Source organism: Enterococcus sp. AZ050 (assembly GCF_051715085.1).
Taxonomy (GTDB): domain Bacteria; phylum Bacillota; class Bacilli; order Lactobacillales; family Enterococcaceae; genus Enterococcus; species Enterococcus faecalis.
Genome location: NZ_JBIOTC010000001.1, coordinates 1119468 through 1132685 on the forward strand (window position 1 = coordinate 1119468; position 13218 = coordinate 1132685).

Consider the following 13218-nt stretch of genomic DNA (forward strand, 5'->3'; position numbering starts at 1 on the left):
CTCTTATGCGTTATCGATTTTTTCTAAAGCTTCTTTGGCTGAATCTCCGCTGTTGTTTGCCGCTGCAAACATTTCAGAAAACTCTGTAATCGCTGCATCTAATGCATCAGTATCTGGTAAGTCTTTCGTTGTACGAATGGTTTCCAATAAGTCTGCATGTTTGCCATCAAAATAATCGAATAAATCTTGTTCAAAGTGTAAAATTTTATCTACGCTCACGCTATCTAAAAAGCCGTGTGTTAACGCATATAAAATTAAGACTTGTTTTTCTACAGGCAGTGGCGCATGTAGTTTTTGTTTTAAAATTTCTACCGTACGACGACCACGGTTTAATTTAGCTTGTGTTGCCGCATCTAAATCAGAGCCAAATTGTGTAAAGGCTTCTAACTCACGGTAACTAGCTAAGTCTAAACGAAGCGTTCCGGCAACTTTTTTCATTGCTTTGATTTGCGCTGATCCTCCGACCCGAGAAACAGATAACCCAGCATCAACGGCTGGACGAGTGCCTGCATAGAACAGGTCGCTTTCTAAGAAAATTTGTCCATCAGTGATTGAAATAACGTTTGTTGGAATATAAGCAGAAATATCGCCTGCTTGTGTTTCAACGAATGGTAAGGCTGTCATTGAACCGCCACCTAATTCATCACTTAATTTAGCTGCACGTTCTAATAAACGTGAGTGTAAATAGAAGACATCCCCTGGATAAGCTTCACGACCTGGTGGACGGCGTAATAGTAGAGAAAGTTCACGATAAGCCACGGCTTGTTTTGATAAGTCATCAAAAATAATTAAGACATGTTTGCCGTTATACATGAATTCTTCACCCATTGCAGTTCCTGCATATGGTGCAATGTAAAGTAATGGTGCTGGTTGTGAAGCCCCTGCAGTCACAACGATTGTATAATCTAAGGCACCAAATTTACGAAGTGTTTCTACTTGGTTACGAACAGTAGATTCTTTTTGACCAATCGCTACATAAATACAAATTACATCTTGTCCTTTTTGGTTAATAATTGTATCAATTGCAATCGATGTTTTCCCTGTTTTACGGTCTCCAATAACCAATTCCCGTTGTCCACGACCAATTGGTACGAGGGCATCAATGGCTTTTAAGCCAGTTTGCATTGGTTCAGCAACAGATTGACGTTGCATAACACCGGGAGCTGTTGCTTCCACAGGACGTGTTTTGTCTGTTTTAATTTCGCCTAAACCATCTAATGGTTGACCTAATGGATTAACAACACGGCCAATCAAAGCTTCCCCAACGGGTACTTCCATGATTTTGCCTGTGCGTTGTACTTTATCTCCTTCACGAATGGTTTCAAAATCGCCAAGGATAATAATCCCTACATCATTTGTTTCTAAGTTTTGTGCCATTCCGTATGAACCGTTTGAAAACTCAACAAGTTCTCCACTCATGGCATTTTCTAAACCGTGGGCGCGGGCAATTCCGTCACCGACGTAAGTGACTGTTCCAACTTCTTCAACAGCAAGCTGTTGTTGATAGTTTTCGATTTGTTCTTTAATCAAGGCACTGATTTCTTCTGCTTTGATAGCCATTCAATTCACCTCTTTGTAGTCCTAAAGATTATTTTAATAACTTCTGCTGCATATGTTCTAATTGTTTGCGGATGCTGCCATCGATTACTTGATGGTTTGCTTCAATAACCACTCCGCCAACAATTGACGGGTCAATTAAATTGACTAAATGCGCTTGTTCATACCCTAATAATTGGGCAGCTTTTTCTTCCATTGCTTGATGTTGTTCTTTTGATAAAGGAATGGCTGTTGTCACTGAACCCAAAATTAGTCCTTGGTGCTCATCATAACGTCGTTCATATTCATCAATCATCAAGAGCAGATCATACATGCGACGATATTCGTAAACCACTCGCAAAAAGTTTTGCATCATTTCACTAAAACCTGTTACTAGTTTTTCCATGATGCTGTCTTTTTCATAAGGTTCTAAGCGATCATCACTTAAAATATCGCCAATACCAGGTACTTGGTGATAGACTTCGCGAAGCGTCAATAATTCTTGATAAATTGCTTCAGCTTGGTTCTTTTCAACTGCCAACTCAAACAAAGCCTTGCCGTAGCGTTTACCAACTGTATATTTATCTAGTTTCATTTGCTTTACCTAAACTTTCAATATAAGAATCAATCAATGCTTCATGTGCATCTGGTGTTAATTCTTTATTTAAAATTTTGGCTGCAATTTGAAGAGAAAGATCTGCCACTTCATTTTTTACTGAAGACAATGCTTCTTCACGTTCTTGAGAAATATCTGTCCGAGCTTTTTCGCGTAAGCGAGTAACTTCCGCAGTTGTTTCTTTTAATGTTTTTTGGCGAGTCTGTTCTCCACTTTCTTTCGCGTTTTTAATAATTTCAGCTGCTTCTGATCTGGAAGAAAGTAATTGTTGTTGACGTTCTTTTTCCATTTTCGCTGCTGCTACGCGAGATTGTTCTGCAGAGTCTAAATCGTTGGCAATTTTTTCTTCACGTTGTGTCAAAATATCTACGATTGCTCCCCATGCATATTTCTTTAATAAGAGCATCAAGATTAAAAATGCACCACTGACAACAATCATCGTGCCTAGTGTGGTACTAGGAGCCGTTTCACCGACTACCAATGTAGTAAGTAGCATGAAGTCTCAACTTCCTTTCCTGCAAAAATCGATTTAGCTTCTTCAACTGCTTTATCACCAGCTATTGAAAAGGCTAAAGATAGAAGAAAGCAGTGACGGTCCCAATAATAATCAGCGTCCTGCCTCCATTTTATTGCTTATCTGAATAAAAGTAATAAAGAAACAACGACACCTAAAATTGGCACAGCTTCGATTAAAGCGACCCCGATAAACATTGTTGTTCTTAATTGACCAGACATTTCTGGTTGACGAGTCATTGACTCGATTGTTTTTGAAATAACTTGTCCGTTACCGATAGCGGCTCCGATAGCTGAACCGAAAATTGCAATTGCTGCTGCGATAAAATTTAATCCTTCCATTGTGTAAAATCCTCCTAAAAGATAATTTTTGTCCTTCGTATTTCTTGATTATTCTTCTGTTTCAATTTTGTGTGACATATAAACCATTGAAAGTGTCACAAAGATAAACGCTTGGATACATCCAATAAAGATTGAGAATGCTACCCAAATCATTTCTAGCGGAATTGCTAGTGGGATAACCCATAATCCGACGCTTGCTACGGTTCCAGCAATTAAGCCCAATAGAACTTCGCCGGCAAAAATGTTTCCGTACAAACGCAAGCCTAATGTTAATAGATTCGTGAATTCTTCCATTAATTTTACCGGTAGTAAGAAACCAACGGGTCTTAAATAACTATTAACTAGATAGCCTTTAAAACCAAAGCGTTTCATACCAAAGAAGTGTGTTAAGACAATCATCATCATCGCTAACGTTAAGGTTACGATTGGATCGGCGGTTGGACTTTTCCAAACGCTGAGATCGTCGCCCACAACGATTTTTGTAACGAGACCCAAGATGTTTGAAACAAGCACAAACATGAACAGGGTAAACGCCATTAAATGAAAATTGCTCACTTCTTTACGAGGTAAATTGTCTGTAATGATTCCACGAATAAAATCCACTAACCATTCGATGACCGTTTGTTTGCCTTTAGGTCGTAGCTTCATATTTCTCGTACAAGCATAGACAAAGGCGAAAACAATGATACACGTCAACAGCACCATCAAAACAATGGTTCCATCAAACCAAATTGGTCCGATATTGAAGAGTAATTTCTTCTCTTCCAAATCAATTCACCTCTTTTCCAACAATCTTTCAGAAGTTTCATCCTACTCCTGAGTGATAATCCCTGGCAAAGCTATCGTACCACCACTTGTTGATAATTTACAAATAGTTTACTTTTAAAATTTCATGTGTTGAAAATTGGTTGGAAAACCTTTTCCATAAACCAATCTAATGCAGGGTGGTACTGCTTTCCGAAGCGATTAAAAAATGAATCATTTACATTCATTTACTCAACACTTACCAGATTTTACACCTAATCCGAAGAAAGGCAAGCAAATATGCGAAAAAGAATAAATTTACATTTTTAACGTCGGTTATTTTTTAATGTTCGGCTGATTTGTCGGTCAACTTCCTTACGTTTCAAGTCTTCACGCTTGTCGTACTGCTTTTTCCCTTTAGCTAAACCAATCAAAACTTTGGCATAGCCGTCTTTAATATAGACCTTCAAAGGTACTAATGTGATACCTGTATTTTTGGTTTCGCCGATTAACTTATTAATTTGTTTTTTGTGTAATAATAATTTTCTGGTACGTAATGGGTCATGATTAAAAATATTGCCCTGTTCATATGGACTAATATGAACATTATACAAAAAGGCTTCTCCGTTTCGAATTCGTGCAAAACCATCTTTTAAATTGATACGACCATTTCGAATAGATTTGATTTCTGTTCCTTGTAAAACAAGCCCAGCTTCAACCGTATCGATAATTGAATAATCATGTCTAGCTTTGCGGTTTTGTGCGATTAATTTTCCTTCCCCTTTTGGCATAAGCGACCTCCTCTACTTCTTCTTTTTCCCTTTTTTATTTTTTTGTTTCATTGCTTCTTTATAAAAAGGTTGTTTTTTGCCTTTGCCTTTTTTCTTATTTTTCTTTTTCTTACCATCAAATGATTCATCTTTTTTATTTCTTCGTTGATTATTTGACCGAGTTGAAGAATTGGCTTTACCTTTTTTACGTCCTTTTGGTCCTTCGACTGGTGCGACTTCCTCAGCTGAAATCAATTCAAAATCAACTTCTCTTGTTTCTGGATCAGCTTTTTCAACACGGATTTGAACTTTCTGACCAATTTTCAAAGTCATTCCCGTCCGTTCACCAACTAACGCCATATGATTTTCAATAAAGTGGAAATAATCTTGTTTTAAGTTATTCACGTGAATTAAGCCTTCTATTGTATTAGGCAGTTCCACAAAGATACCAAATTTTGTGACAGAGCTGATGATCCCGTCATACGTTTCTCCCACTTTATCTACCATAAATTCGGCTTTCTTCATGGCATCCACTTCACGCTCTGCATCAACTGCGCGACGTTCCATACTTGAACTATGATTGGCAATTTCTGGTAATGCTTCGTTCCATTTTTCTTGATTTTTTTCAGATTGATCTTGGCTATAGCTACGAATCAAACGATGCACAATTAAATCTGGATAACGACGTATTGGTGAAGTGAAATGCGTATAATATTCAGCAGCCAACCCATAGTGTCCGTAGTTGTCTTCTGAGTATTTCGCTTGTTGCATACTTCTTAGCAACATCGTATTGATAACCACTTCTTCCGGCTTATTTTCAACTTGCTCTAAAACTTTTTGTAAATCTTTCGGTGAAATGTTTTCTTTTGTTCCTTTAACAAGAATGCCAAGTACTGCAGCAAAGTCAAAGAAACGTTGCATTTTTTCTTCTTTTGGTTGTTCATGAATCCGATAAATAAATGGCAGTTTTAAGTCATGATAATGACGTGCCACAGTTTCATTGGCTGCCAACATAAAGGATTCAATTAATCGTTCACCCACGCCACGCGTGCGTAAAAGAATATCTTGGGGATGACCATTTTCATCAACTAGGACTTTGGCTTCACGATCTTCAAAAGAAATCGCACCACGGCGCATACGCATCTCTTCTAATATATGGTGCAGCTCGCCCATCTCTTTAAACATGGGAACTAGCTCTTTGTAGCGTTCTAACGTTTCAGGTTTTTGCTCTTCTAAAATTTCATTGACTGCTGTATAGGTCATTCGCTCCGTTGTTTGGATTACACTTTGGAAAATTTCATGCGAAATAACTTCTCCTTCTGGTGTAATTTCCATCTCACAACTCATGGTTAAACGTGGAACATGTGGGTTAAGCGAACAAATCCCATTTGATAATCGCTGCGGAATCATTGGCACAACTCGGTCTGTCAAATAGACACTTGTGCCACGTTCATACGCTTCCATATCCAATTGACTTCCTTCAGTTACATAATAAGAAACATCTGCAATATGCACCCCTAAAAAGAAATTGCCATTTGCTAACTTTTGTACCGTTACTGCATCATCTAAATCTTTCGCATCTTCTCCATCAATCGTCACAATCAACTGATCACGTAAATCCCGACGACCGACTAAATCGCTTTCTGCAATAGTTTCTGGTACTTGGTCCGCTTCAGCCAAAACTTCATCAGGAAATGCTGTGGGAATTCCATGAGCCACCACGATTGATAAAATATCCATTCCTGGATCATTTTTATGACCAATCACTTGTTTGACTAGTCCTTCCATACTTGTTGGATATTCTTGATCTGGATAATAGGTAATTTCAGCAATGACAATGCTACCATCTACTGGCTTAATCCCTTCAGGTGCAATTGATACAGTATACTGATTCAATTTCTTATCTTTGGGAATCATGTAGCCATACAGTCCCATTTCTGCCATTTCTTCTTCACTATATGCCACAAATTCTCCGACAACTTGGCTCACTGCTCGCTCTTTAATTTCTTTGACTTTACCTTCTGCGCCGCGATCTGAAAAAGGATCAGCATGTTGGATCACGTCGATTAAAACCGTGTCCCCATCCATTGCAAAGTTCGTTGCCTCTTTAGGAATATAAACATCTGGTTCTTCAGGATCGATGGTCACGAAACCAAAGCCTCGTTCATTTGCACGAAACGTTCCTTCTATTAATAAGTCTTTCATTGGTAACAGGACTTTGCCTTTTTTGTTGAAACTAACTGACTTTTCTCGTTCCATTTGTGCAATGGTTTGCACTAAAATTTTAAAATCTGAACTTTTTTCTAAATTCAAGCCTTGTGCAATTTCTTCCATTGAAAAGCTTTTCTTTTTTTGGCTTTCCATGAAATGTAAAATTTGCTCTTTAATTGTTTGTTTTGTCATTATTTCTCCTCATTCCAAGGTAGTGTTGCTAAAAATTGCACCACATCTTGCTCTAATTGTTTGTGTTCTCCACTCACCGTAATGACATGTCCGCTGTTTGGGTACCATTGTAAGGTCACACGTGCTTGTGTTAGCGCTTGGGCCGTTTGATAGACGCCCATTGGCTCAATCATTTCATCTTTGCCAGCTTGCGCTAAGAAAAGAGGTGCGTGGATTTTGTTTAGTTTGTCAGCCGTCTGACTAGCAATCGTTTCAATCGCTCCTAATTGTTGTTTGACTCGTTGCTCAATCGATTGCAACCGGCTTTGTTGTTCCTCTGCAGGAACTTCTGCGATTTTCATCACATTTTCTGCGTATAATACAAAATTTTCTGGGACTTTATTTTCGACAGGGTAGATCGGTGAACAGAAAAATCCACCACCAATTAATCCTGTTAATTGTTCCGTTAATGCATGCATACTGAAAATCCCGCCCATTGATAAACCAAAAATAGCAATTTCTTGGTAACCTCTTTCTCTCAAAAAAGCGACTGCTTCTTGTGTATCTTGCCACCATTGTTCCGTTGTTTGATCTAAAATATCTTCAGGAACTAGCGTGCCATGTCCTGAAAAATTAGGCGAATAGACAGTATAATTTTCTTTTTCTAAACGTCTGCTTAACATCCGTACATCATTACTGCTGCCAGAATAAGCGTGTAATAAAAGGACCGCCCGTTTTCCTTTTTCTGAAAATAACGGCTTCGGTAAATTGATTTTTTTTGCCACTTCGCTCACCTCAGCTTCATTCTATCATATTCTCAAAAGAAAACCTTCCGAAATGATAAGTTTCAAAGACTTTTTCAGAAAGAAAAAGAACAGAAAAATAAGTGTCCGCACTCATCTCTCTGTTCTAAACTTGTCATTTTAAAAGATTACGTACTTATTTTGAAGATAAGAACGCCAAAACAAATAATAAAATCATCCAAATTGCGCCAAGAACTGCTGTTGAGCGTTGCATAACAGCTTCAAAACCGCGCGCTTTTTGCTTCCCAAATAATTTATCTGCACCGCCAGTGAAGGCACTTGCTGCACTGTTTTGTTTGCTTGGTTGCATCATAACAGTAATGACGATTAAAACCGATAAGATGATGACCAACGTTAAGATTAGATTATACATGCGTTAATTCTCCTTTTTATACAAATATGCGAAATTCATCTACTTTAATGTAGCATATTTTATCTGTAAACACCAGTGAAATTTAATGTCTTTCCCTATTTGTCTCTAATAGCAACAGCCGCAAGTAGGAATCAGATTTCTACTTGCGGCTGTTGCTAGTTTCTTCTTTATTTTCTCAATACGTCTCCGTATTCAGGTTTAGTATCAAATTCTTTTTTGGCAAATGGACATAGCGGAATAATTTTTTTATGCTCTTTTCTCGCTTTTTCAACACCGGCTAAAACAAGTTTTTCAGCTAATTTTTGTCCACGATAAGTTGGATCAACAAACGTATGATCAATAATCATCATGCTTTCGCCAGCATCTGACCAAGTCATTTCACCAATTTCTTGGTTTTCATCGTTATATAGAGCAAAACGATTGTTTTCTTCTTTAATTTGCATATTCGTTCCCTGCTTTCCGAATATATTTTAGAGCGCCACTTGGACATGAATCAACTACAATCATGTCATTTTCAACACTTCCGTTATCTGGAATAATCCATGGTTTCCGACCAACTTCAAAGACTTCTGGATTTCCGCGAACACAATTACCAATATGTTCACAAATATCTTTATTATAAAAGATATCAATTCCTTCCCCAGTATATTTACGGTAGCCTTCTTTTAATAGTTGTTCTTCCGTAACTGGTTGCCCATCTATTTGGTTTCCTTTCATTGCACAATCTCTCCCCTGTAACTTATTAATATTAAAAACGTACCTTTATTTTACCACTAAGCTGGACATTCAGGCAATTAATTGTTCCACCTTACTTGCCAATTCGACGAGCACGCAAAGCAGATAAGATTGACACAGTGTCCACGACTTCTTGTAGCATAGCCCCGATTAGCGCCGGAATGATCCCGGTACTAGCAATTAGCATTAGTAAAACGCAGATAAAAATTCCGATTAATACAGATTGTTTGGCAATTTTCATGGTATCTTGGGCAATTTCGACCGCTTGGCTGACTTTACTTAAGTCATCTTTTAAAATAACAACGTCAGCAGTTTCACTAGCCGCAGTAGCTCCATGAGCGCCCATAGCAATACCTACGTCTGCAGCAGCAAGCGAAGGTGCATCATTTACACCATCTCCTACCATGATGACTGGATGGTTTTCTTTGGGCAATTCTTTTAGAATAGTTAACTTATCTTGTGGTAAACATTCCCCATGTACTTCGGTAATTCCTACTTCTGCAGCAATCGTTTCTGCGACGGATTCTTGATCCCCCGTCAGCATTAAAATTCGTTGAAGATGTAATTGGTGTAATTTTTCCATAGTCTCTTTTGCTTCTGGGCGTACAGTGTCTGTAAAAGTAATTCGGCCTAAATATGTGCCATTACGTGAAATATGAATAGTCGTTTTATCAATTTTTTCAGTTGCTTGAGACTCTTGTGTCACAAAATTCTTTTTACCTACCCGTATCTCAGCACCATCCACAAATGCCTTCACGCCAGCACCAGAAACTTCCGCTAGATCTGTAATATTTTTTAATGGGACATCTTGCTTTCTGGCATAAGCAACAATTGATCTAGCTAAAATATGACTTGATTCTTGTTCCACGCTTGCTGCCAATCCCACTAATTCAGCAGCAGTTATTCCAGCATTGATTGGTTGGACTTGATCAACAGAAAGTTGTCCTTGCGTAATCGTGCCTGTTTTATCAAACGCAATCGTTTTTGCAGAAGCTAATTTTTCGACCATCGTTCCCGATTTAATAACGACCCCATGACGACTTGAACGACCCATCCCTGCCACTAAAGCAATTGGGGCAGATAGAATTAAAGGACACGGCGAAGCAACAACTAAGACTTCCGCAAAACGTGTCGGACTTTTTGAAACAAACCAAGCAACACCTGCAATTAAGTAGGCAACTAGTGTAAAAGGTACCGCATAGCGGTCTGCTAAACGTACAAAATGAGCTGGACGTGCCGCAGATTCTTTCACTAAGTTCACAATCGTTTGATATTGACTGTCGGCTACAGTTTTTTCAGCAACCATTTTCAAAGAGCCATCACCATTCACGGAACCCGACATTAATTCATCACCAGGATTTTTTTCAATTGGTTTTGATTCTCCTGTTAATGAAGATTCATCGACTGTTGATGTCCCGGTTTTTACCAAGCCATCAACTGGAACTAGTTCCCCTGGTTTTACTACTAATTCATCGCCAACATTGATTTCCTCAACAGAAACATCTTCTAAATTTTCGCCATTCAAGCGATGAGCTTTTTGTGGCGAGTTATCCAATAATGACTTCAGCTCTTGGTTAGCTTTTCCAGCGGCATAGTCTTCTAATGAATCACCACCAGTCAACATAATTAAAATCATCAAACTGGCCCAGTATTCTCCCACAGCTAAGGTTGCAACGATAGCGGTAATCGCTAAAATATCGACACCATATTTTCCTTCACGTAAGGTTTGAATCATTTCCCAGAACATCATTAACGCCATTACAGAACCTGTTATTAAAATAATGCCATACGCCCAATTCGGCTGATGTAAAATAAATTCAAATAATAATGCCAAAACTCCTGTTATAATTGTAATCCCCAATTTTGTTACATGCTTCATCTCTTTTTCTCTCCTATCATTCACTTTACATTATTGAGCGTACCTTTTCTGTTTTGAAAAAGAAAGTGAAAACGCCTAAATGAAAACGACTTTCATTATCATAGGATAGTTGCTGTAGCAACGTTTACTTTCTGAAAAGTAGTTATGTAAAAAAAACACAGACCATCGTTCATTCGCCGATGGTCTGTGTTTTTATTTCCAAAAATCATCAAAAATTGTAATGGGTAAATGCCGTTTGTGTTGTCCTTTTTTATACCAGTTTTCAATTGTTTGTTGATCTGTTTCCGAGACTTTTTTGCCTTCCAAATAGTCATCAATGGCATCATACGTGACACCTAAGGCAACTTCATCTGCAACTAACGGTTTGTCATCTTCTAGATCAGCTGTTGGTATTTTTAGATACAAGGCTTCTGGTGCCCCAAGTTCTTTCAGCAAAGCTTTTCCTTGGCGCTTATTTAAACGAAATAACGGTAAAATATCCGCTCCGCCATCGCCATATTTGGTGAAGAAAGCTGTCACATTTTCGGCTGCGTGGTCTGTGCCAATTACTGCGCCAGCATTTTCGCCAGCTACTGCATATTGTGTAATCATACGTTGACGTGCTTTCATGTTCCCTTTATTAAAATCGCTAATTTGAACGCCAGCGTTTTCTAGCGAACCAACCATTGCATCCACTGCTGGTTTAATATCCACTCGTAAAGAAACATCTGGCTGAATAAAGGCTAGCGCGGCTTGTGCATCAGCTTCATCTGCTTGCTCACCGTAGGGAAGGCGAATCGCAATAAATTGATACGACATATCTCCTGTTTCTTCGCGCATTTCAGTCATCGCTAATTGTGCTAAGCGCCCAGCTAATGTTGAATCTTGTCCGCCACTAATTCCCAAGACAAAGGTTTTTAAAAAAGGATGTTTAGTTAAATAAGCTTTCAGAAAATCAATACTTTTACGAACTTCTTCTTTTGGATCAATTGTCGGTAAAACACCTAACTCTTGAATGATTTTTTCTTGAAGTGTTGTCATTTCTAGGCCTCCTTATTCACCGTTTCCGTTAAATGTTTAACGTCTTTACGCACTTTTTCCAATAAATTCATTTTGTGATTCCAACAATCTGTTGAAAGGTCCACTGGATATTTCTGCGGATTCAAGTCCCGCTTGTATTCTTCCCAAAGTGAATCTAAATTTTCTTTTGCATACTGTTTAATTTCATCTAAAGTTGGTAATTCGTACACACGTTTTCCTTCAACGAAAATATCTTGGAGTACTGTCCGTGCTTCAAAATCACGGACATACTTATTAATAAAGGTATGAACGGGATGGAACATATAAATTTCTTCTTCTTGGCGAGGATCTTCGTTCCAAAGTGTCACATAGTCCCCTTCTGACTTTTTATCAGATTTACGTGTAATACGCCAAACTTGTTTTTTTCCTGGTGTTGTCACTTTTTCAGCATTGCTAGATAGTTTAATGGTATCTTTCATTTGACCATCTTCACCTTCAATTGAAACTAATTTAAACACCGCTCCTAAAGCCGGTTGATCATAGGCCGTAATCAGCTTGGTACCCACGCCCCATACATCAATTTTTGATTTTTGCATTTTTAGATTCAAAATCGTATTTTCATCTAAATCGTTCGATGCATAAATTTTTGCTTCAGTAAAGCCTGCTTCGTCCAGTTGTTCACGAACTCGTTTAGAAATATAAGCCATATCGCCACTATCAATCCGCACGCCTAGGAAATTAATTTTATCACCCATTTCTCGAGCTACTCGAATTGCGCTTGGCACTCCCGCTTTCAAAGTATCATACGTATCAACAAGGAAAACGCAATCCCGATGTGTTTTGGCATACGCCATGAATGCTTCATAATCATTTCCATACGACTGAACCAATGAATGGGCATGAGTCCCACTAACCGGAATACCAAAAATTTTACCAGCACGAACATTACTTGTCGCGTCCGCCCCACCAATATAGGCGGCTCTTGTGCCCCAAATGGCAGCATCTAATTCTTGTGCCCGGCGTGTTCCAAATTCCAATAAAGGATCATCGCCTATCACGGATTTAATTCGAGCCGCTTTTGTCGCAATTAATGTTTGGAAATTCACCATATTTAGCAAGGCAGTTTCTACCAATTGACATTGTGCCAAAGGACCTTCAATTTGAATTAACGGTTCGTTATTAAAAACCAAATCCCCTTCTAAAGCAGAGCGTACAGTACATTTAAATTCAAAATTTGCTAAATACGTCAAGAAATCTTCTGGATATTCTTCAACTTCTCGGAGATATGCAATATCAGATTCTGTGAACGTTAAATTTTCGAGATAATTGACTAAACGTTCTAAACCTGCAAAAATTGCGTAGCCATGATTAAAGGGCATCTCTCTAAAGTAACATTCAAAAACAGCATGTAAATCTGCTCTCCCTAATTCCCAGTACGTTTGCATCATATTGATTTGATACATATCTGTATGCAATGTCAAACTATCATCTGCATATGTATAGTCCATCGTTTTCTACCTCTATTC

14 protein-coding genes are annotated in these 13218 nt (G+C 38.4%); all 14 read right to left on the reverse strand.

Going from position 1 to position 13218, the window contains the following annotated elements:
- Window positions 1-3: 3 nt before the first annotated feature.
- The gene (atpA, locus tag IGJ04_RS05320; RefSeq protein WP_002356555.1) at window positions 4-1560 is read right to left on the reverse strand and encodes a F0F1 ATP synthase subunit alpha; all 1557 of its coding nucleotides are present in this window, start codon (window positions 1558-1560) and stop codon (window positions 4-6) included.
- 28 nt (window positions 1561-1588) lie between these two features.
- Window positions 1589-2131 carry an ATP synthase F1 subunit delta gene (atpH, locus tag IGJ04_RS05325; protein WP_002356554.1) on the reverse strand — a complete coding sequence of 181 codons (543 nt, stop codon included), beginning with the start codon at window positions 2129-2131 and terminating at the stop codon, window positions 1589-1591.
- A complete protein-coding gene (gene atpF / locus IGJ04_RS05330; protein WP_002365031.1) occupies window positions 2118-2648 on the reverse strand; it encodes a F0F1 ATP synthase subunit B in 531 nt (176 codons plus the stop codon). The genes atpH and atpF overlap by 14 nt, the downstream gene beginning before the upstream one ends.
- Window positions 2649-2785: 137 nt before the next feature.
- Window positions 2786-3007, reverse strand: a complete 222-nt coding sequence (gene atpE / locus IGJ04_RS05335; protein WP_002356552.1) for an ATP synthase F0 subunit C — start codon at window positions 3005-3007, stop codon at window positions 2786-2788.
- A 48-nt stretch (window positions 3008-3055) separates the two neighbouring features.
- A complete protein-coding gene (atpB, locus tag IGJ04_RS05340; protein WP_002356551.1) occupies window positions 3056-3775 on the reverse strand; it encodes a F0F1 ATP synthase subunit A in 720 nt (239 codons plus the stop codon).
- Between the two features lie 302 nt (window positions 3776-4077).
- A complete protein-coding gene (gene smpB, locus IGJ04_RS05345; RefSeq protein WP_002356550.1) occupies window positions 4078-4542 on the reverse strand; it encodes an SsrA-binding protein SmpB in 465 nt (154 codons plus the stop codon).
- Window positions 4543-4554: 12 nt separating this feature from the next.
- Window positions 4555-6924 (reverse strand): ribonuclease R, encoded by a 2370-nt coding sequence (gene rnr / locus IGJ04_RS05350; RefSeq protein ID WP_002356549.1) that lies wholly within the window; start codon window positions 6922-6924, stop codon window positions 4555-4557.
- Entirely contained in the window at window positions 6924-7697 is a 774-nt protein-coding gene (locus tag IGJ04_RS05355) for an alpha/beta hydrolase (RefSeq protein ID WP_002384145.1), read from the reverse strand. Before IGJ04_RS05355 ends, rnr begins: the two co-directional genes overlap by 1 nt.
- Window positions 7698-7842: 145 nt before the next feature.
- A complete protein-coding gene (secG, locus tag IGJ04_RS05360; protein ID WP_002356546.1) occupies window positions 7843-8079 on the reverse strand; it encodes a preprotein translocase subunit SecG in 237 nt (78 codons plus the stop codon).
- A gap of 167 nt (window positions 8080-8246) precedes the next feature.
- Window positions 8247-8522 carry a GNAT family N-acetyltransferase gene (locus IGJ04_RS05365; protein ID WP_002356545.1) on the reverse strand — a complete coding sequence of 92 codons (276 nt, stop codon included), beginning with the start codon at window positions 8520-8522 and terminating at the stop codon, window positions 8247-8249.
- Window positions 8512-8796, reverse strand: a complete 285-nt coding sequence (locus IGJ04_RS05370; RefSeq protein WP_002356543.1) for a (4Fe-4S)-binding protein — start codon at window positions 8794-8796, stop codon at window positions 8512-8514. The genes IGJ04_RS05365 and IGJ04_RS05370 overlap by 11 nt, the downstream gene beginning before the upstream one ends.
- A 91-nt stretch (window positions 8797-8887) precedes the next feature.
- Window positions 8888-10717 carry a heavy metal translocating P-type ATPase gene (locus IGJ04_RS05375; RefSeq protein ID WP_025191376.1) on the reverse strand — a complete coding sequence of 610 codons (1830 nt, stop codon included), beginning with the start codon at window positions 10715-10717 and terminating at the stop codon, window positions 8888-8890.
- 168 nt (window positions 10718-10885) lie between these two features.
- Window positions 10886-11713 (reverse strand): ammonia-dependent NAD(+) synthetase, encoded by an 828-nt coding sequence (gene nadE / locus IGJ04_RS05380; RefSeq protein WP_002356540.1) that lies wholly within the window; start codon window positions 11711-11713, stop codon window positions 10886-10888.
- 2 nt (window positions 11714-11715) lie between these two features.
- Complete coding sequence (locus IGJ04_RS05385; protein WP_438840007.1) at window positions 11716-13200, reverse strand: nicotinate phosphoribosyltransferase; 1485 nt, start codon at window positions 13198-13200, stop codon at window positions 11716-11718.
- Window positions 13201-13218: the final 18 nt, after the last annotated feature.

Excerpts from the sequence above, each read along its gene's own strand:
- smpB (WP_002356550.1), bottom strand. The coding sequence starts at position 4,542 with ATGCCAAAAGGGGAAGGAAAATTAATCGCACAAAACCGCAAAGCTAGA.
- nadE (WP_002356540.1), bottom strand. The coding sequence starts at position 11,713 with ATGACAACACTTCAAGAAAAAATCATTCAAGAGTTAGGTGTTTTACCG.
- atpA (WP_002356555.1), bottom strand. The coding sequence starts at position 1,560 with ATGGCTATCAAAGCAGAAGAAATCAGTGCCTTGATTAAAGAACAAATC.
- secG (WP_002356546.1), bottom strand. The coding sequence starts at position 8,079 with ATGTATAATCTAATCTTAACGTTGGTCATCATCTTATCGGTTTTAATC.
- atpE (WP_002356552.1), bottom strand. The coding sequence starts at position 3,007 with ATGGAAGGATTAAATTTTATCGCAGCAGCAATTGCAATTTTCGGTTCA.
- rnr (WP_002356549.1), bottom strand. The coding sequence starts at position 6,924 with ATGACAAAACAAACAATTAAAGAGCAAATTTTACATTTCATGGAAAGC.
- IGJ04_RS05370 (WP_002356543.1), bottom strand. The coding sequence starts at position 8,796 with ATGAAAGGAAACCAAATAGATGGGCAACCAGTTACGGAAGAACAACTA.
- IGJ04_RS05385 (WP_438840007.1), bottom strand. The coding sequence starts at position 13,200 with ATGGACTATACATATGCAGATGATAGTTTGACATTGCATACAGATATG.
- IGJ04_RS05365 (WP_002356545.1), bottom strand. The coding sequence starts at position 8,522 with ATGCAAATTAAAGAAGAAAACAATCGTTTTGCTCTATATAACGATGAA.
- atpF (WP_002365031.1), bottom strand. The coding sequence starts at position 2,648 with ATGCTACTTACTACATTGGTAGTCGGTGAAACGGCTCCTAGTACCACA.
- atpH (WP_002356554.1), bottom strand. The coding sequence starts at position 2,131 with ATGAAACTAGATAAATATACAGTTGGTAAACGCTACGGCAAGGCTTTG.